The 18,219-nt window shown below is 68.2% G+C and carries 16 protein-coding genes; 5 read left to right on the top strand and 11 right to left on the bottom strand.

Annotated elements, in window-relative coordinates; translation table 11 throughout:
- Window positions 1–69: 69 nt before the first annotated feature.
- Window positions 70–1,908, bottom strand: coding sequence for a dihydroxy-acid dehydratase (gene ilvD / locus LMF57_RS19180; protein ID WP_025877530.1), 1,839 nt, complete (start codon window positions 1,906–1,908; stop codon window positions 70–72).
- 504 nt (window positions 1,909–2,412) lie between these two features.
- Here ilvD and LMF57_RS19175 point away from each other — a divergent pair.
- Genes LMF57_RS19175 through LMF57_RS19165 form a run of 3 tightly spaced genes read left to right on the top strand, consistent with a single transcriptional unit; the run spans window position 2,413 to window position 4,815 of the window.
- Window positions 2,413–2,982 (top strand): DUF1190 domain-containing protein, encoded by a 570-nt coding sequence (locus tag LMF57_RS19175; RefSeq protein ID WP_140225328.1) that lies wholly within the window; start codon window positions 2,413–2,415, stop codon window positions 2,980–2,982.
- Window positions 2,983–2,989: 7 nt separating this feature from the next.
- On the top strand, window positions 2,990–4,168 hold the full coding sequence (locus LMF57_RS19170; protein ID WP_229290419.1) for a glutathionylspermidine synthase family protein: 1,179 nt from the start codon (window positions 2,990–2,992) through the stop codon (window positions 4,166–4,168).
- A complete protein-coding gene (locus LMF57_RS19165) occupies window positions 4,168–4,815 on the top strand; it encodes a hypothetical protein (protein ID WP_229290418.1) in 648 nt (215 codons plus the stop codon). The genes LMF57_RS19170 and LMF57_RS19165 overlap by 1 nt, the downstream gene beginning before the upstream one ends.
- 144 nt (window positions 4,816–4,959) lie before the next feature.
- On the opposite strand, the gene LMF57_RS19160 is transcribed toward LMF57_RS19165, so the two are convergent.
- The 10 genes from LMF57_RS19160 to LMF57_RS19115 form a co-directional block, all read right to left on the bottom strand.
- Window positions 4,960–6,258 (bottom strand): DUF58 domain-containing protein, encoded by a 1,299-nt coding sequence (locus LMF57_RS19160; protein ID WP_059065525.1) that lies wholly within the window; start codon window positions 6,256–6,258, stop codon window positions 4,960–4,962.
- Window positions 6,255–7,241, bottom strand: a complete 987-nt coding sequence (locus LMF57_RS19155; RefSeq protein WP_025877520.1) for a MoxR family ATPase — start codon at window positions 7,239–7,241, stop codon at window positions 6,255–6,257. The genes LMF57_RS19160 and LMF57_RS19155 overlap by 4 nt, the downstream gene beginning before the upstream one ends.
- Window positions 7,238–8,428 (bottom strand): DUF4350 domain-containing protein, encoded by a 1,191-nt coding sequence (locus LMF57_RS19150; protein WP_229290417.1) that lies wholly within the window; start codon window positions 8,426–8,428, stop codon window positions 7,238–7,240. Before LMF57_RS19150 ends, LMF57_RS19155 begins: the two co-directional genes overlap by 4 nt.
- A complete protein-coding gene (locus tag LMF57_RS19145; RefSeq protein WP_229290416.1) occupies window positions 8,425–10,056 on the bottom strand; it encodes a DUF4129 domain-containing protein in 1,632 nt (543 codons plus the stop codon). Before LMF57_RS19145 ends, LMF57_RS19150 begins: the two co-directional genes overlap by 4 nt.
- On the bottom strand, window positions 10,046–11,038 hold the full coding sequence (locus LMF57_RS19140; protein ID WP_032976855.1) for a stage II sporulation protein M: 993 nt from the start codon (window positions 11,036–11,038) through the stop codon (window positions 10,046–10,048). The genes LMF57_RS19145 and LMF57_RS19140 overlap by 11 nt, the downstream gene beginning before the upstream one ends.
- Window positions 11,035–11,724 carry an RDD family protein gene (locus tag LMF57_RS19135; protein ID WP_117311681.1) on the bottom strand — a complete coding sequence of 230 codons (690 nt, stop codon included), beginning with the start codon at window positions 11,722–11,724 and terminating at the stop codon, window positions 11,035–11,037. The genes LMF57_RS19140 and LMF57_RS19135 overlap by 4 nt, the downstream gene beginning before the upstream one ends.
- A gap of 124 nt (window positions 11,725–11,848) precedes the next feature.
- Window positions 11,849–12,379, bottom strand: a complete 531-nt coding sequence (locus LMF57_RS19130) for a gamma carbonic anhydrase family protein (RefSeq protein WP_208082305.1) — start codon at window positions 12,377–12,379, stop codon at window positions 11,849–11,851.
- Between the two features lie 145 nt (window positions 12,380–12,524).
- A complete protein-coding gene (locus LMF57_RS19125; RefSeq protein WP_208082304.1) occupies window positions 12,525–13,343 on the bottom strand; it encodes a nucleotidyltransferase domain-containing protein in 819 nt (272 codons plus the stop codon).
- A 103-nt stretch (window positions 13,344–13,446) separates the two neighbouring features.
- Window positions 13,447–15,336 (bottom strand): tRNA uridine-5-carboxymethylaminomethyl(34) synthesis enzyme MnmG, encoded by a 1,890-nt coding sequence (gene mnmG / locus LMF57_RS19120; protein ID WP_229290415.1) that lies wholly within the window; start codon window positions 15,334–15,336, stop codon window positions 13,447–13,449.
- Window positions 15,337–15,893: 557 nt separating this feature from the next.
- A complete protein-coding gene (locus LMF57_RS19115) occupies window positions 15,894–16,361 on the bottom strand; it encodes a hypothetical protein (RefSeq protein ID WP_229290414.1) in 468 nt (155 codons plus the stop codon).
- A gap of 159 nt (window positions 16,362–16,520) precedes the next feature.
- Here LMF57_RS19115 and LMF57_RS19110 point away from each other — a divergent pair, with 159 nt between their 5' ends.
- The gene (locus tag LMF57_RS19110) at window positions 16,521–17,483 is read left to right on the top strand and encodes a pyridoxal-phosphate dependent enzyme (protein WP_025877505.1); all 963 of its coding nucleotides are present in this window, start codon (window positions 16,521–16,523) and stop codon (window positions 17,481–17,483) included.
- Window positions 17,480–18,112 (top strand): YdcF family protein, encoded by a 633-nt coding sequence (locus LMF57_RS19105; RefSeq protein ID WP_208082302.1) that lies wholly within the window; start codon window positions 17,480–17,482, stop codon window positions 18,110–18,112. The genes LMF57_RS19110 and LMF57_RS19105 overlap by 4 nt, the downstream gene beginning before the upstream one ends.
- Window positions 18,113–18,219: the final 107 nt, after the last annotated feature.

Here is an 18,219-nt window from a genome sequence, read left to right as displayed (position 1 = left end):
GTCGGTGATATCGGGATACCTTAGCGGACTACGAGGGAGGCTGCCGGCCAGCGGCCGGCACTACCGTCTTCAGTCGCCCAGCAGGGCGGTGTTGCGCACGGCGCCCTTGTCGGCGCTGGTGGCCAGCAGGGCATAGGCCTTCAGCGCGCTGGTGACCTTGCGTGGGCGCGGTGCGCGCGGCTTCCAGCCCCGTGCATCGGCGTCGGCGCGGCGCTGGACCAGCGTCGCCTCCTCCACCAGCAGGTCGATGCGCCGCGCCGGGATGTCGATGCGGATGCGGTCACCATCCTCCACCAGTCCGATCACACCGCCGCTGGCCGCTTCCGGCGAAACGTGGCCGATCGACAGGCCCGAGGTGCCACCGGAGAATCGGCCGTCGGTCAGTAGTGCGCACTGCTTGCCCAGGCCTTTCGACTTCAGGTAGCTGGTCGGGTACAGCATCTCCTGCATGCCCGGGCCGCCCTTCGGGCCTTCGTAGCGGATCACCACCACGTCGCCGGGCTTCACTTCATCGGCAAGAATGCCGGCCACGGCGGCGTCCTGGCTTTCGAACACGCGCGCATTGCCTTCGAACACGTGGATCGATTCGTCCACGCCTGCCGTTTTCACCACGCAGCCGTCGACGGCAAGGTTGCCGCGCAGCACGGCCAGCCCGCCTTCCTGCGAATAGGCATGTTCCAGCGCACGGATGCAGCCTTCGGCGCGATCCTGGTCCAGCGACGGCCAGCGCGTGGCCTGGCTGAAGGCCTCCTGGGTGGGAATGCCGGCGGGACCCGCCTTGAAGAAGGTGTGCAGGGTGTCGTTGTCGCTGCGCATCACGTCCCAGCGATCCAGTGCTTCACCGAGCGTGGCGCTGTGCACGGTCGGCACCGAGGTATCCAGCAGGCCGGCGCGATCCAGTTCACCGAGGATGCCGAACACACCACCGGCGCGGTGCACGTCCTCGATGTGGTACTTCGGCGTGTTCGGTGCCACCTTGCACAGCTGCGGCACGCGCCGCGACAGTGCATCGATGTGGGTCAGGTCGAAGTCGACCTCGCCTTCCTGCGCGGCGGCCAGCAGGTGCAGGATGGTATTGGTCGAGCCGCCCATGGCGATGTCCAGGGTCATGGCGTTGGCGAACGCGGCCTGGGTGGCGATGCCGCGCGGCAGCGCACGCGGGTCTTCGCCGCCATACCAGCGGTGGCAGAGTTCGACGATCAGGCGGCCGGCGCGACGGAACAGCGCTTCACGGTCGGCATGCGTGGCCAGGGTGGTGCCATTGCCCGGCAGCGACAGGCCCAGTGCTTCGGTCAGGCAGTTCATCGAGTTGGCGGTGAACATGCCCGAGCACGAGCCACAGGTGGGGCAGGCGCTGCGCTCGTAGTCGGCGACCTTCTCGTCCGAAGCGCTGTCATCGGCAGCGACGACCATCGCGTCGACCAGGTCCAGCTTGTGCTCGGACAGCTTGGTCTTGCCGGCTTCCATTGGTCCGCCGGAGACGAACACCACCGGGATGTCCAGGCGCAGCGCCGCCATCAGCATGCCGGGGGTGATCTTGTCGCAGTTGCTGATGCACACCAGCGCATCGGCGCAGTGGGCGTTGACCATGTATTCGACGGCGTCGGCGATGATCTCGCGGCTGGGCAGCGAGTACAGCATGCCGTCGTGGCCCATGGCGATGCCGTCGTCCACGGCGATGGTGTTGAATTCCTTGGCGACGCCGCCGACCTGTTCGATCTCGCGCGCGACCAGCTGGCCAAGGTCTTTCAGGTGCACGTGGCCGGGCACGAACTGGGTGAAGGAGTTGGCGATGGCGATGATCGGCTTGTGGAAGTCGCCATCCTTCATGCCGGTGGCACGCCACAGGGCGCGGGCACCGGCCATGTTGCGGCCGGCGGTGGAGGTGCGGGAGCGGTATTCGGGCATGGCTGGCGGAACGGGCGGGCCGTACGACGTGGGGGTCGGTTGATCATGGCGGAGTTTTTCGGTTGCTGCTGCAACCACCGGGTGGGGTTGGGCAGGGCTGCGCCCTGCACCTGCCGAATCAACGTCAACGTCAAAATCAAAAGCGGGCTATCCGCGGGATGGCGGGGTGGGTCCGGTGGCGGGGGACGCCGTAAATACGTCCATGTAGGCTCGGTCGCGCCTTGCTCGTGTGCGCTGTCCTGCGCACACGGCAAGACCAGGGTTGGGCGTCCTGCCCAACCCGCCCGAGGCATGCCTCGGGCCCATGGCGCTCACGCCCCCGCAACCGGACCCACCCTGCCTTCGACAGGTGGCCGTGGGCCAGTAGATCCACGCCATGCGTGGATGAAGCTCGATAGGAACGACGAAAATGAAATTCCGTTCATCTTTCCTACTTTGCCGATTCCGGTTGTTGGCCCGGATTTGGCATGATGGGGCATTGTTCCGACTTGAAGGCATGAGGCCATGAAACGTTCCCGCACCACCGCGCTGCTGCTGATGAGCGCTGCGCCGCTGCTGTTCACTGCCTGCCAGAAGGAAGAGCAGGTGCAGGTGCAGGAAGGCCTGTATACCTCGGTGGAGGCCTGCACCACGGCTACCGCTGATCCTTCGGCGTGCCGCAATGCGTTTGCCGAGGCGCAGAAGAAGTCTGCCGACGCAGCACCAAAGTACGCGACCAAGGAAGCCTGCGAACAGGATTACAAGCCTGAGCAGTGCGTGCAGCAGCACACCTCGGCCGGCACCTCGTTCATCGGCCCGATGATGATGGGCTTCTTCATGTCGCAGATGCTGAGCAACCGCGGTGGCCTGGCCCCGCAGGCGCCGGCTTCGGCACCGGCCTACCAGGACAAGAGCGCCGGTTGGGCGCGTCCTGCCCCGGGCGGCAGCGGCGGCCTGAACACCGCCAGCGGCATCGGCGCGGGCAAGGCCGGGCTGGCCCCGGTCACCAGCGAACCGAACCGTGCGGTGACCGCCAGCCGCAGCGGCTTCGGCAGCACCAGTGCGCGCCGCAGCGGCAGCAGCGTCGGCGGCTGATCGACCCATGCAACGTATCCGTATTGCCGAGCGCGCCCAGTGGCGGGCGCGCGCGGAGGAAGCCGGTTTCCGCTTCCACACCATCGACGGCCAGCCGTACTGGGATGAAAGCGCGTATTACGCGTTCACCCTGCGCCAGATCGAACAGGACATCGAAGACCCCAGCGCCGAACTGCACCAGATGGCGATGGACCTGGTCGGCGATGTCACCGCCAGCGAGCGCCTGATGGACCAGCTGGCGATCCCCGCGCATTATCGCGACTGGATCGCCGACAGCTGGCGCCAGCGCCAGCCGTACCTGTACGGGCGCCTGGATCTGGCCTACGACGGCACCGGCCCGGCCAAGCTGTACGAACTGAACTACGACACGCCGACCTCGTTGTTCGAAGCCAGCTTCTTCCAGTGGCAGTGGCTGGAGGACCAGCGCAACGCCGGCCGCCTGCCGCAGCACGCCGACCAGTTCAACGCGATCCATGAAGCGCTGGTCGAGCGTTTCGGCGAACTGGCCACGCAGCTGCCGCCGCCGCTCTACTTCAGCGCGGTGGGCAGTTCCGAAGAAGACCGTGGCACTGTCGACTACCTGCGCGACTGCGCCTCGCAGGCCGGCCTGCATGGCCAGGCCATCGCCATCGAGGACATCGGCCTGTCCGAAGACGGGCGCTTCACCGCGCTGGACGATACGGTGATCGGCACGCTGTTCAAGCTGTACCCGCTGGAAGACCTGATGGCCGAGGAGTTCGGTCGCGCGCTGCCGGGCTCGGGCGTGCAGCTGCTGGAACCGGCGTGGAAGGCGGTGCTGAGCAACAAGGGCATCCTGCCGCTGCTGTGGCAGCGCAATGTCGGGCATCCGAACCTGCTGGAAGCACACTTCGATGATGGCAGCGCGCTGGCCTCGGGCTGGGTGCGCAAGCCGCTGTTCTCGCGCGAAGGTGCCAACATCGAGATGCACCTGGCCGACGGCAGCACGCAGCGCAGCGACGGCCCATATGACGGTCCGGCGATCATCCAGCGCGCGCATCCGCTCACCCGCTTCGAAGGCGGCTACCCGCTGATCGGCAGCTGGGTGATCGGCGACCACGCCTGCGGCATCGGCATCCGCGAGGACGACGGCGCGATCACCCGCGACAGTGCGCGCTTCGTGCCGCACGCGATCGTCGATGAGGCGCCGACGCGGATCTACGTCTGATGGCGGTGCAACGCCCGCCCGCTCGGCGCGGGCGTCCTGCTCCCGTGCCGGGCCGTCACTTCGACGATGGTCGCGGCCTGAACGCGTTCGCCGACCGCATCGCGGTGCGCTGCCATCGCTGCGATACGCCGGGCTGGGTGCTGGCGAGCTGGCAGCCCTACCGCTGGACGGCGTGTTTCCGCTGCACCGGCTGCAGCGTTGCGCTGGACAGTGGCGACTGGGTGGGCGCGGTGTGCATGCAGGGGCGTCGGCCGTGTGGGTACTGCGGGCACCAATGGTTGCATGTACATCGGAGGATTCCCGCTGGCGTGCCCGCACCACCAACGTTTTCGTCCAGATGCGGGCAATGCGGTCGCAGCAGCGATGTCACGGTCGTGACGCGTCCGCTGCGCGATGCCGAGCCGGCCGATCCACATTTCGGCCTGCCGCTGCATCTGGTCGAGCCGACCCGCGCAGGTCTGCTTTGGGCCTACAACGCCGAGCATCTGCAGGCGCTTCATGAGTACGCTGTGGCGACACTGCGTGAAACCAAAGGGCATCATCGCTCGATGTTCTCGCGGCTGCCGCAGTGGATGAAACTGGCGCGGCATCGCGTGCTGCTGCAGCGCGCGGTGGAGCGTCTGCAGCGGCGGTTGTTGCAGGGGTAGTGCCGGCCGCTGGTCGGCAACCGCTGTTGGTAGAGGCCGACCTTGGTCGGCGCTGTGGTGCGTGTGCCAACCAAGGTTGGCATCTACCAAGGCGACGTGTCGGTAGCGCCGGGCCATGCCCGGCGAGCGCAGCGGTCCCACAGGTCAGAGCAGCCCTTCGCGCTTCACCGCCAGATAGCGCTCCACCAGCGCGGCGGGCAGGGCATCGGCCGTGACGTCCAGCACCATCACCCGTTCGGCACGCAGCGCGTCATGCGCCTGCGCGCGCTGTTGCAGGTACAGCGCGGCGGCACCGGCCTGCGCGGCATCTTCCACCGTGTGCACCTCACCTTCCAGCGCAGCATCCAGCTCGCGCTCGCGCAGGCTGGCTACGCACACCAGATGACGGCGCTGCAGCAGGCGCACCGCCGCAAGCAGGTCTTCGATGTCCTCGTCGCGCACGTTGCTGACCAGCATCACCAGCGCGCGCCGGGGCTGGCGCAGTGAGACTTCGGTGGCGGCAGCCAGGTAATCGGTGGCCACGGCCTGTGGCTGCAGGTCGTAGCTGGCGCGCAGCAGGTGCTGCACCGTGTCCATGCCGCGCTGCGGCGCCACCCAGCGACGCTCGCCGCCTACCGCGAACAGGCCGGCAGCATCGCCCTGGCGCAATGCCAGGTAGGCCACCACCAGCGAGGCGTTCAAGGCATGGTCGAAATGCGAGAGCCCACCTTCGCTGGCCAGCATGCGCCGGCCACTGTCGAGCATCAGCAGCAGCTGCTGGTTCTTCTCGTCCTGGTACTCGCGCGAGATCAGCTTGCGCGCGCGGGCGGTGGCCTTCCAGTCGAGCTGGCGCAGGCTGTCGCCGATGCGGTACTCGCGCATCTGGTGGAAGTCGGTGCCTTCGCCACGGCGGCGCTTCACATGGGCACCGACCAGCCGCGAGGCCTGGTCGGCACTGAACAGCGCAAATCGGGTGAGTGGCACGAAGTTGGGATAGACCCGCACCTCCAGCGCCGGTGGCAGCGTGCGTTGCTGCCACCACAACCGCCATGGCGAGCGGATGCGCAGCTGCACGCCTTCGAAGGCAAAGCGGCCGCGCTGCTGCGGCTGCACGTGGTAATGCAGCGAACTGGCATGGCCCGCCCGCAACTGCACGCGTTGCGGCAGTGATTCCAGTGGCCAACCGCCTGGCACCAGATCGAATACCTGTACCTGCATGGCCTGTCCGGACTGCAGGCGCAGGCCGATCTCGCGGCGCACGCCCAGTGCCAGGGCTTCGGGCACGTCGCGCTCGACGCTGGGCGATGGTCGACGCCGCTGCCGCCACAGATCAACCAGTGCCAGCACCGCAACCAGTGCGCCGGCCAGCGCCCAGCTCCAGCGTGGCAGCAGCCCGGCCAGCACCACGCCGCCCAGCGCGGCCCAGGCCAACAACAACGCCAGCAGCAGCGGCGCAGGCCTCATCGGCGCGGCGCTTCCACCTTGGCCAGCAGCGCACCCAGCACGTCGTCGGCACCCTGGCCTTCGATCTGCAGCTCCGGTGCCAATGCGATGCGGTGGCGCAGGGCAGGGCGGGCGATGTCGCGCACATCATCGGGGGTGACGAAGTCACGACCGGCCAGCACCGCCTGCGCGCGCGAGGCACGCACCAGGGCGATGCTGCCACGCGGGCCGGCACCGACGGCGATGCCCGGCCACTGCCGGGTGGCAGCGACGATGCGCACCGCGTAGTCGATCACTTCGTCATCCACGGTGATTGCCGCGGTGGCCTGCTGCAACGCCAACAGTTCGCCGGCACCGAGCACGCGCGGCACCTGGCTCAGGTCGAAATCACTGGCGGCACGGCCGCTGGTGATCGCCGCGACCATGCGCTTCTCGTCCTCCAGCTGCGGATAGTCGATCAGCACCTTCAGCAGGAAACGGTCCAGCTGCGCTTCCGGCAGCGGATAGGTGCCTTCCTGTTCCAGCGGGTTCTGCGTGGCCAGCGCCATGAACGGCGGTGCCAGGGTGAAGGCCTTGCCTTCGATGGTGACCTGGCCTTCCTGCATCACTTCCAGCAGCGCGGACTGGGTCTTGGCCGGGGCCCGGTTGATCTCGTCGGCCAGCAGCAGGTTGGTGAACACCGGGCCGCGACGGATCTTGAAGCTCTCGCTCTTCGGGTCGTACACCGCATGGCCGCTGACGTCGCTGGGCATCAGGTCGGGGGTGAACTGCACGCGGCCATAGTCCAGTTCCAGTGCCTGCGCCAGCGCACGCACCAGCAGGGTCTTGCCGAGGCCGGGCACGCCTTCGATCAGCACGTGGCCACCGGCCAGCAGGGCGACCAGGATCTGGTCGAGCACATCCGCCTGGCCGATGAAGGCGTGGCCGACGGCCTGGCGGATGGCGTCGACGCGTTCGATCAGGCGGGCGGTGGCGGCCGCCGGAAGTTCAGGGGCATCGGTCATAGCAGGGATCTCATCTGGAGCAGCAAGCGGATGCGCTCGCGCAGGGCGGAGGAATCATGCGGCGAAGGCGGAGTGAGTGCACTGGCGACTCGACTGACGGGCCATTGCAGCACCGCGGCGATGGCTTGGTCACGCGCAGCACCGTCGAGTGCCGCAGCGACAGGCGCGCGCAGGCGCAGGCGGTGCAGGAACAGCGCATGCACGGCCAAGTACAGGCGCGTGCCATGGCCGAAGCGCAGCAGCAGTTCGCCACTGGCGCGGACGTGTTCCAGCAACGAACGGCGTTCGACCACCGGCGCGGGCAGGGCACTGCCGAAGCGTTGCGCGCGTGACCACAGCCAGCCGAGGATCGCCAGCAGCAGCGGCACCCACAGCGGCCAGCCCTGGTAGAAGATGCGCGCGCCCAGCGATGGCGGGCGACTGCCGTACACCAGCCACATCGTGCCGCGCCCATAGTTGGGATCGAGCAGGTAGCGCGTCAGGTCGCGGTGCGAGAGGTCATGCAGGCCATCGCGGGCAACGGCATCGGCGTCGACAGGGCGGCGGCGTGTTGATGCGGACGGGCCTTCACCGCGCATGACGTCCATGTCCGCCAGCACGTCGATGCGGCCCTTGCCATGCGGCAGGCGCGCGAACACCAGTCCTTCCTGGCCACCCCAGCGGCGCTCGGCCGTGGCGTTGGCCTGGAAGCCCAGGCTGAAGCGCCGGCCGCCGCAGAACTCGACGTGGCTGGGATCATCCACCACGTGGAAGGGTTGGCAGTCGCTGCCATGGAACAGGCTTTCCACGCCGATCCTGTCCAGCAGGGGGCCCTGCGTGCTGCTGGCATCGTCCTCGGCCGGTGGCTGCGTGCGCAGCAGCAGATGGCCACCCGTGCCGACCCAGTCCAGCAATGCCTGCGCAGTGCGCGGCGGCATGTCGGCGGTGTCCTGCAGCAGCACCACCGTATCGGTGGCGGCCAGTGGCATCTGTGCCAGGTCCAGCCGCTGCCGGGACTGCACCTCGATGCCGTCGGCGCGCAGCGCCTGGCCCAGCACATACAGCGGGTTGTAGCTGGCTTCGCCCTGCGGCGGCAGCACGACGGTCTCGGTCACCTTTTCGTGCGTGCGCAGGAACAGGATGGTCAGCGGCACCCCGAACAGGACCAGCGCGCCGAGCAGCAACGACCAGAACAGGCGCGGGCTCATGCCTGCCACCCGTACTGCTGGCGCAGCATGCTGGCCAACGCGTCGAAATCGTTGCGGGTGGGCAGGCGCCCACCGTAGGCGGCGTACTGCCACATGCGCACGATGCGCGCGAACAGTTCACGGTCGGTGCTGTCGGACATGCGTCGCGAGGCACGCAGGCACTGTGCTTCGGTGGCACCGGGCGGCAACGCGATACCGGTGCGCTCCACCAGCGTGCGTACGCTGGCGCGATACAGCAGCGCCAGTGCCTGCCGCGGCCGTCCCTGGTCCCACAGCAACCCAGCCTGGGTCGCCACATCCGGCGGCAGCACCACCGGCATTTCCACCTGCTCTTCGGTGATCTGCGGTGCCTGCTTTTCCTTGCGGCGGCCGGAACCGCGCAACCACGGCAGCCACAGCCGCGCGGTCAACAGCAGCACCAGCAGCAGGACCCCCAGCAGCCCCCACAGGCCCCATTCGGCGAGCCGGGCCAGCCACAACTGGCCGCTCCTGCGTGCCTTGCGGTCCGCGTTGCTGCCGCTGTCCTTCTGCAGATCCTTCTTGTCCTTCTTCTTTTCGGCGGCGTCTTCGATCGGCTTCCATCGGCTGACCTGCCGCGTCGGCCGCTGCAGCGGGTCTTCGTAGGCGCGGTTCACCGCTTGGCGGAAGCCCGCGGTATCCACCGGTTTGTCACCGAAGATCACCAGCGGTGTATTGGCCGGATCGTTTTCCGCAGTGGCCGCTTCTTCAGCGTCTTCCGCGTCTTCGTCGTCGTCTTCAGCGGCGTTGGCCGTGGCGGTCTGCGCGGCGTCCGGCGTGTCGGCGTCCTGTGCGTGCACGGGCGCCAACGGCAGCGCCAGGCACAACAGCAGCAGCAACGAAGAGGCGACCGGCAGCAGGCGTTCGCGCAGGCGGCGCAGGGCGATTTCCACGTCCCAGGCTTCCATCTGCGTGCGTCGGTTCAAGTACAGGCCGAAGCCGGCGCCGACGTAGAACGGCCCGATCAGCGCCGCCGCCAGCCAGCACAACAGGTTGAGGCCAAGCTTGGCCCACGCAGGCGCCTCCACGCTGACCATCGCCCACGCTGCGCGCCAGGATTCGGGCAGCAGTTCCAGCGGGATGAAGATGAAGATCGTGGCGATCGCGCCCACCACCAGCACCAGCTCGAATGCCAGGCAGATCACCGCCAGCACCAGCGCAGGGCCCGCAGCGCCGGCGGCGACTGCACGCCGGCGTGGGCCACGCTGGGCGGGCGCATTGCCCTCCAGCAGATTGACCGGCAGGCACAGGCTGCGCAGGCCGCTGAAACGGCGCCAGCCCAGATAGCCCCAGAAGCCGCTGCCGCCCCACTGCCGCTGTGCGCGCAGCGCATCGCGCGGGCCGACCCGTTCGCCGAAGATGCCGCGCGAGAGCACGTACAGCGGTGCGCGTTCGAACAACGGTCTGCACCACCACATCGCCAGCCACGCCCAGCCGAAGGCATCCAGCCACCAGGCCAGTGCATTGAACAGCACGAACAACGGTGCACTGGCCAGCAGCCAGCTGCCCCACACACCGCGTGCGTGGCGGCGGACCAGCGCGCTGCCCAGCTCCATCGCTTCCCAGCTGCTGCGCGCGCGCAGCACCACGTCCAGATGGTCAATCCGCATGGCCACCTCCGCGTCCACCGCGCCACAGCCACAGCAGCACGCCGGCCCACAGCACCCCGGCCACGCTGAACTTCACTGCGGCCGGAATGTCGGCGATGGAGGACCAGAACGCTTCCACGAACGCGGCCAGCAGCAGCATGAAGGCCACGCCCAGGCACAGCCGCGCGCCGATGCGCCCGCCTTCGACCAGTGCATCCAGGCGGCGCCGCCGCCCGGGAGCCAGCAGTTTCATGCCCAGCTGCAGGCCGGCGCCGCCGGCAATCACGATCGCGGTCAGCTCGAATGCACCGTGGCCGGCCACAAAGCGCCAGAACGGGCCGCCATGGCCGATGTGCTGCAGGTGGCCGGCGACCGCGCCGATGGTGATGCCATTGAAGAGCAGCACCAGCAGCGTGCCCAACCCCGCCAGCAGGCCGCTGGCGAAGGTGCGCAGGGCGATGCTGATGTTGTTCATGATGTAGTAGCCGAACATCATCCAGTCGGTGCCGCTGTCGCGGCCCAGGCGCTCGGCGGATGGATCGTACATGCGCTCCATCTCGGCGATCTGGCCGTTGTCCATCAGCAGGTGGATGCTGTCCGGGTACACCTGCACCAGCACGAAGCAGGCCAGCGCCGGCACTGCGAACATCGCCAGCGCTGCCCACATGCTGCGCGCCTGGCTGCGCACCAGCAGCGGGAAATCAGCAACCAGGAATTCCAGCGCGCGCCGCCAGCGGGTCGGCGGCGTGCGGTACAGCACGCCATGCCCGTGCTGCATCAGCTGCTGCAGGCGTTGCACCAGCTGCGGGCTGTAGCCGCGTTCGCGGGCCAGCGCCAGCTGCTGGCACAGCCGTCGGTAACGCTGCGGGAAGCTGACATCGCCGGCTTCTTCCGCGCCCGGCCTGCGCCGGCGCCGCCGCGAGGCACCGGCGCGATGCTGCAGCCACTGCTCCAGGTCATGCCATTCCTGTTGATGGCGGGCGACGAACTGCTCCTGCTTCATCGTCGTCCCAGCAACCAGTTGGCCATTGCATACAGGCGCAGCACGCCGACCTGGCCGGACGCGCTGGTCAACGGCTCGGCGATGCCGGCCAGTTCCTGCTGGCGTGCGGGTGACAGGCGTGGCGCGCGCTCGGCGAAGGCCATCACCGCCGCCTGTTCCTCCGGCCGCAGCGGTTGCGGCGGCGCCAGCGCGCTGTCGATGGTGGCCGGCGGCGGCAGGTAATGCGGCGGTGCATGTACCACCATCGTGCCGGCAACCAGATCGCCCAGGCGGCGGCCATGCGGATCGAACAGGCTGCTGATCAGGCCCAGTGCGTAGCCGAAAGGCAGCATGTCCACGGTGCGCAGCAGGTTGCGGGTGATCGAGGCCATCCAGCCCACCGGCGCGCCATCCTGCGCGAGCACCCGCAGGCCCAGTACGCGCTTGCCGAGGGTACGGCCCCACAGCGCTTCGCAGACGATGGGGTAGGCCCACATCAGCAGGAACATCAGCGCCATGTACAGGCCGCGGCCGAACTCATCGAGCAGGGCCAGCGGAATGGACAGCACGGTGAGCGCGCCGAAGCGGACGGCCAGGTCGATCAGCCAGGCCAGCGCACGCGGCATCGGCCCGGCCGCAGGCAACTGCAGCGGCACGCCTTCCGGCGTTACCACCTCGCGGTAGGTATCGAGCATCGGCGCGGCCATCAGCGCGATGGCCGCCGAAGTGGGCGCTGGAGTCCTCTCCGGCGTGCAGCCACGGGCATGGGGGTCTCGACGGTTCCTGGTCGGGCCCAGACTTTAGCAGAGCCCGGCCATCGGCGAAGCGGCCTCAGCCCAGGTATTCGTCCTTCAGCCGCACGTAGTGGTCGGCCGAATAGTGCAGCGACTCGATCTCCTTGTCGCTGAGCGTGCGCGCCGGACGGGCAGGGTTGCCCACCCACAGTTCGCCTTCGCCCACCGCCTTGCCGGGGCCGACCACCGCACCGGCACCGACGAAGCCATGGCGCTCGACCCGGGCACCGTCGAGGATGCACGCGCCCATGCCGATCAGGCTGTAATCGCCGATGCTGCAGGCGTGGATGATGCAGCCATGGCCGACGGTGACGCCTTCGCCGATCAAGGTCGGGTAGCCGGCCTTGTTGTACGGGCTGTGGTGGCTGACGTGGATGATCGTGCCATCCTGCACATTGGTGCGTGCACCGATGCGCACGAAATTGACGTCGCCACGGATGACCGTGCCCGGCCAGACCGACACGTCATCGGCCAGTTCGACATCACCGATGATCGTGCAGGCCGGATCGACATACACGCGCTGGCCGAGTACCGGCATCTTGTCGCGGAAGGGGCGCAGCGGGGTCATCGGAATCTCCGGAAGAGCGGGGCAATCGCGATGATGATACCGCGTGCAGCACGCAGCCCTGCCGGTAGTGCGGGCCGCTGGCCGGCAACTGCAGAGGTTCTGCCGAAGGTGCATCGGGTTGCCGGCCAGCGGCCCGCACTACCCCTTAGTGCTGCGCGTGTTCGGCCAGCATCTGCCGGAACAGGGCATCCAGCCATGGACCATCGCCATGCCCGGCGGGCAGTTGCGGACCCTCGGCGCGCGTGGCCATTTCCTGGTCGATGTAGTCGCTGATGGCGATGATGCGGGGACCGGCCGTCACTTCGGCGCTGGCACGCTTAACCACCAGCAGCGCTTCGATCGCCCCGCGTACCGGGCCATCCGGCAGCAAACGCTCCAGCAGATGCTCGAATGCCATGGGCGGTGGGCTGGACTCGCTTTCGATCCACTGGCAGGCCAGCAGCGCGCGCAGCACGTACAGATACTTCTTGGTGCTGATGGCGCCGCCGCCGAGATGTCGGCTGTACGTGGTGCGCGCCATGCTCATGTAGTGCCACCAGCTGCCCAGCGGCGAGTAGAAGCGCTGGGCAGCCTCCCAGAGTTGCGCCACGGCAGCATCGTTCTGCTGGTAGATGATCGGCGAACGCAGCCATTCGATCAGCGTCGGGTTCGACTTGGATACCAGCCGCAGTGCCTTGCGCAGGTCCCAGCCGCTGACGTCCAGCTCGTCGTCGATCGGCAGTTCGATCACATCGCGCTGGGCCTCGCCCGGGCCGGTGCTCTCGTTGACACTCAGGTACCAGGGCTGGCGGTGCACGTAGATGAAGCGTGCATCGTAGTCGCTGTCCGGCGACGAGAAACCCCAGCCGCGGCTGCCCGATTCGCAGGCCAGCAGCACGCGCACGTCGTGCGTGCGTTCGATGTCGGCCAGGGTGGCCAGGATGGCGGCGTGCTTGTCCGCCGCGATCGGATGGATGTCGTCCATGCAAGGAAGCTCCTGCTGTTGTTGCGTCGAGCCGATCGACTCTACAGGCAGCAGGCGGATACGTGTAGCGCCAGGCCATGCCCGGCGCACGCGATCATCGGGGCTATGCCACGCGTCCGCGCCGTGCGCGCTCCAGGTGCACCAGCAGCAGCGAGATCGCCGCCGGGGTCATGCCCGGAATGCGCTGGGCCTGGCCGATGGTCTGCGGACGCACGCGCTCGAGCTTCTGCAGCGCTTCGGCCGACAGCCCGAGCACGATGGCGTAGTCGAAATCGCCGGCAATCGGCGTTGCTTCATGGCGCTGCTGGCGCTCGATCTCCTCGCGTTGGCGATCCAGGTAACCGGCGTACTTCACCCCGATCTCCACCTGTTCGGCCACCTTGCCATCGGCCACGGCCGGGCCGAGCGAGGGCACCCGCATCAGCTGTGCGTAATCCAGTTCCGGGCGCTTGATCAGGTCCAGCACGTTGGTTTCGCGGCTGACCGCCACGCCAAGCGTTTCCTGCACTTCGCGGCCCAGCGCATTGGCCGGCGTGGCCCACAGCGCGCCCAGGCGCGTGCGCTCGGCGGCTACGGCAGCCTGCTTGGTTTCGAAGGCCCGCCAGCGACGATCATCGACCAGGCCCATGTCGCGGCCGGTCGGGGTCAGGCGCTGATCGGCGTTGTCTTCGCGCAGCTGCAGGCGGTACTCGGCGCGGCTGGTGAACATGCGGTACGGCTCGTTGGTGCCGTGGGTGATCAGGTCATCCACCAGCACGCCGAGGTAGGCTTCGTCGCGACGCGGGCACCAGCCCTCGAGGCCACGCACCTGGCGAGCGGCGTTGAGGCCGGCCAGCAGGCCCTGTGCGGCAGCCTCCTCATAACCGGTGGTGCCGTTGATCTGGCCGGCGAAGAACAGGCCGTTGACCAGCTTGGTTTCCAGCGAGGCCTTCAGCCCGCGTGGATCGAAGAAGTCGTACTCGATGGCATAGCCGGGGCGGGTGATGTGCGCGTTCTGGAAACCACGGATGCTGCGCACCATCTCCAGCTGCACGTCGAACGGCAGCGAGGTGGAAATGCCGTTGGGATAGATCTCGACGATGCCCAGGCCTTCGGGCTCGACGAAGATCTGGTGGCTGGCCTTCTCGGCAAAGCGCACCACCTTGTCCTCGATGGAGGGGCAGTAGCGCGGGCCGATGCCTTCGATCTGGCCGCTGTACAGCGGCGAACGGTGCAGGGCGTCGCGGATGATCTGGTGGGTCTGCTCGCTGGTGTGGGTGATCCAGCAGCTGACCTGCTGCGGATGCTCATCCACCGAGCCGAGGAAGGACATCACCGGGCGTGGCGTGTCGCCGGGCTGCTCGTCCATCACGCCGTAGTCCAGCGAACGGCCGTCGATGCGCGGTGGCGTGCCGGTCTTCAGGCGGTCCACCTGGAACGGCCGCTCGCGCAGGCGTGCGGCCAGCGTGGTGGCGGGCGGGTCGCCCATGCGGCCGGCTGCGTACTGGGTCGGGCCGACGTGGATCTTGCCGGCCAGGAAGGTGCCGGCGGTCAGCACCACGGCCTCGGCATCGAAACGCAGGCCGGTCTGGGTGATGACCCCGCGCACGTGGTCGCCCTCGATGACCAGGTCATCCACCGCCGCCTGGAACACGGTCAGGTTGGCCTGGCCCTCGACGATGGCGCGGATCGCCATGCGGTACAGGTTGCGGTCGGCCTGGCAGCGGGTGGCGCGCACGGCCGGGCCCTTGGAGGCGTTGAGGGTGCGCCACTGGATGCCGGCGCGGTCGGCGGCATGCGCCATCGCACCGCCGAGGGCGTCGATTTCCTTGACCAGATGGCCCTTGCCGATGCCACCGATGGCCGGGTTGCAGCTCATCGCCCCCACCGTTTCGATGTTGTGGGTCAGCAACAGGGTGCGCACGCCGGTACGGGCCGCAGCCAGCGCGGCCTCGGTGCCGGCGTGGCCACCGCCGATGACGATGACGTCGTAACGATGGAAGGAATCGATCATGGGGGCTGTTCAGCAAGGGGCAGGCGCAGCCGGAGACGGCGCCGGGGTGGCGATTTTAGCGCCAATCGGGGCAGGGACGTTGGCGCCGGCCGGCCGGCGTCGAAATCAACCCTAAAGTTGGCAGGATTTTTGCAGATAACCCAATAGCACCCACCGTGGCTGGCGCCGCAGGCGCTGGTGACCGGAATTGGAACAGGGGCCGGTACAGGCGCACGGTGGGGAAGCAGAGGGGCCGGCAGTCGGGGGACTGTCCGGCCCTGTTTTTTGGGGTGGCTGGGAACGCGTCATCCACGCATGACGTGGATCTACTGCCCGCGCGCCCTGGTGTCCCCAACAACAAACGGCCCCGCAGTGCGGGGCCGTTCGTCTTTAAAGGTGCCGACATCCGACAGGGCCGGAACAGGGGGGATCCAGATGTTCCTGTCGGATATCGACGTAGAGCTGTTTGGGACGGGCCCTTAACGCTTTTGTCACTTTGTGACGCTGGCCGTCACCACCTGCGTAGATTGAGGCTTGGACCGTGTGAAATGCAAGATGGAACAAGCGTCAACTGTGCGCTATCTCTCACGATCCATGGCACGCCAGGGGGAACTGTTCATCCTCGGCGCACGCGGAGCCGGAGCCGGACGCGCCTGCGGCGGCGGCGAGGGGCGCTCGACCCGCTGTGCAGGCTGCGGCGGTCGACGCATCGAATCCATGTTGCGCCAGGGCGAGCCGCCACTGTTCTGGCGCGGCGGCGGTGGCGGGCGGTTTTCGCCGCCGTTGCCGGGACGCGGTGGCGGGCGGTGGTTGTGGTGCGGCGGGCGGTAGATCGGCCGCTGGTAGTACGGGCCGCCATAGCCGTAATAGCCACCGCCGCCGTAATACGGATAGCCGTAGCCGGACGGGTAGCCATACGGGTAGCGGTACTCCACCGACGGCGCGCCGTGGTAGTAACCGCCGCCGCGGCCACCGACATAGTCATAGGTGGTGCAACCGGTCAGGGCCAGCAGCAGGCCACCGGCAAGCATCAGGCGCGTTTTCATGATGGGTCCCCCCAGAGGACGGGTATGCAGGCAGCTTCAGCCGCCGGCGTTGAATCAGCCCTTAATTCCGCCGGCCAGGATGAATGGCGGTGTAGGCATGCATGCTGGCATGACCGATGGCGCCCTCGCCAGCGCGGGGCCATACGTTAATCTTGCGTCATGAGCGATTCACTGTTGCCCCGCGCTGATGACGTCCTCGCCGCCGCCGCGCGGATCGCGCCCCATGCCAGCGTGACCCCGGTGCTGCGCTCGCGCACGCTGGACGCGCTGGCCGGTGCGCAACTGGCGTTCAAGGCCGAGCACCTGCAGCGCGGCGGCGCGTTCAAGTTCCGCGGTGCGTGCAATGCGGTGTGGTCGCTCGACGCCGATCACGCCGGTGCCGGTGTGGTGACCCATTCCTCCGGCAATCACGGTGCCGCCTTGGCGCTGGCTGCCCGCACACGGGGCATTCCCTGCCATGTGGTGGTGCCCGAAGGGGCTGTGGCCGCCAAGCTGGCCAATATTGCCCGGCATGGCGCCACCCTCTGGCGCTGCCCGGCCACCATTGCCGACCGCGAGGCCACCTGCGCCAAGGTGCAGGCCGATACCGGCGCCACTCTGGTCCATCCGTACACCAACCCCGCGGTGATCGCCGGGCAGGGCACGGCCGCGCTGGAGCTGCTGCACAGCGAGGGGCCGTTCGACGTGCTGGTGGTGCCGGTGGGCGGTGGTGGCCTGGCCAGTGGCACTGCGTTGGCCCTGCAGCACGCCAGCCCGGGTACGCGGCTGGTGCTGGCCGAGCCGGCCGGTGCCGACGACACCGCCCGTTCGCTGGCGACCGGCAAGCGCCAGGAGGCATTTACCCCGGACACGATCTGCGACGGACTGCGCACGCTGATCGGCGCACCCAACTTCGCGCTGCTGCAGGCCGCGGGCGCCGAGGTCATCGTGGTTGACGATGCCGCCACCGTGGCGGCGATGCGCCTGCTGTGGGACGTGCTCAAGCAGGTGGTCGAGCCGTCCTCGGCGATCGTGCTGGCGGCGGTGCTTGCCCAGCCTGCACGCTTCGCCGGCCTGCGCGTTGGACTGGTGCTGTCCGGCGGCAATGTCGATCTGCCTGCGCTGCGTTGGGGAGCGCCATGAGCCGTGGCCGCCATCGCGAACGCACCGGCCTGTTCGGTTGGGTGTGGCGGTTGTTCGTACTGCTGGTGATCTGGCTGCTGGGCGTGACCGCCTGGATCGTCTGGGTCGGCGAGCGCGACCAGGCGGCCAAGGCGGACGCGATCATCGTGCTGGGTGCGGCGGCCTACGATGCCAAGCCCTCGCCGGTGTTTGAAGAGCGCATCCGCCACGGCCTGGATCTGTACGACGCCGGCTACGCACCACTGCTGATCTTTACCGGAGGCTACGGCGGCACCGGTGCGCGCTTCTCGGAATCGCAGGTGGCCCGGCGCTATGCCCTCAAGCACGGCATTCCCGATGAGGCGATCCTCATCGAGACCGCCTCGCGCAATACCGTGCAGAACCTGGTCGAGGCCAAGCGGCTGATGGACCAGCGCAAGCTGCATTCGGTGATCATCGTCAGCGACCCGCTGCACATGGCGCGCGCGCTGCGCCTGAGCAAGGCGCTGGGCATCCAGGCGTTGGCCTCGTCCACGCCCAGCACGCGCTTCCGCAGCTTCCATACCAGCTGGCGCTTCCTGGTGCAGGAGATCTACTTCTTCCACCGCGACCTGGTACGGCCGCCGTTGAGTTCACCGGCCAATACCTGAGCGGCTGCCGCTGCGCTCGCCGGGCATGGCCCGGCGCTACCCATAACGCGTGCCTGCCCGGGACCTGATTTTGGTAGTTGCCGACCTTGGTCGGCACGGGAAGCACA

This window comes from Stenotrophomonas sp. SI-NJAU-1 (genome assembly GCF_020883215.1).
In the GTDB taxonomy this organism is placed as follows: domain Bacteria; phylum Pseudomonadota; class Gammaproteobacteria; order Xanthomonadales; family Xanthomonadaceae; genus Stenotrophomonas; species Stenotrophomonas indicatrix.
This window is presented reverse-complemented; position numbering and strand designations above follow the sequence as displayed.

Coding starts and splice junctions, on each gene's coding strand:
- ilvD (WP_025877530.1), bottom strand. CDS start 1,908: ATGCCCGAATACCGCTCCCGCACCTCCACCGCCGGCCGCAACATGGCC.
- LMF57_RS19175 (WP_140225328.1), top strand. CDS start 2,413: ATGAAACGTTCCCGCACCACCGCGCTGCTGCTGATGAGCGCTGCGCCG.
- LMF57_RS19170 (WP_229290419.1), top strand. CDS start 2,990: ATGCAACGTATCCGTATTGCCGAGCGCGCCCAGTGGCGGGCGCGCGCG.
- LMF57_RS19165 (WP_229290418.1), top strand. CDS start 4,168: ATGGCGGTGCAACGCCCGCCCGCTCGGCGCGGGCGTCCTGCTCCCGTG.
- LMF57_RS19160 (WP_059065525.1), bottom strand. CDS start 6,258: ATGAGGCCTGCGCCGCTGCTGCTGGCGTTGTTGTTGGCCTGGGCCGCG.
- LMF57_RS19155 (WP_025877520.1), bottom strand. CDS start 7,241: ATGACCGATGCCCCTGAACTTCCGGCGGCCGCCACCGCCCGCCTGATC.
- LMF57_RS19150 (WP_229290417.1), bottom strand. CDS start 8,428: ATGAGCCCGCGCCTGTTCTGGTCGTTGCTGCTCGGCGCGCTGGTCCTG.
- LMF57_RS19145 (WP_229290416.1), bottom strand. CDS start 10,056: ATGCGGATTGACCATCTGGACGTGGTGCTGCGCGCGCGCAGCAGCTGG.
- LMF57_RS19140 (WP_032976855.1), bottom strand. CDS start 11,038: ATGAAGCAGGAGCAGTTCGTCGCCCGCCATCAACAGGAATGGCATGAC.
- LMF57_RS19135 (WP_117311681.1), bottom strand. CDS start 11,724: ATGGCCGCGCCGATGCTCGATACCTACCGCGAGGTGGTAACGCCGGAA.
- LMF57_RS19130 (WP_208082305.1), bottom strand. CDS start 12,379: ATGACCCCGCTGCGCCCCTTCCGCGACAAGATGCCGGTACTCGGCCAG.
- LMF57_RS19125 (WP_208082304.1), bottom strand. CDS start 13,343: ATGGACGACATCCATCCGATCGCGGCGGACAAGCACGCCGCCATCCTG.
- mnmG (WP_229290415.1), bottom strand. CDS start 15,336: ATGATCGATTCCTTCCATCGTTACGACGTCATCGTCATCGGCGGTGGC.
- LMF57_RS19115 (WP_229290414.1), bottom strand. CDS start 16,361: ATGAAAACGCGCCTGATGCTTGCCGGTGGCCTGCTGCTGGCCCTGACC.
- LMF57_RS19110 (WP_025877505.1), top strand. CDS start 16,521: ATGAGCGATTCACTGTTGCCCCGCGCTGATGACGTCCTCGCCGCCGCC.
- LMF57_RS19105 (WP_208082302.1), top strand. CDS start 17,480: ATGAGCCGTGGCCGCCATCGCGAACGCACCGGCCTGTTCGGTTGGGTG.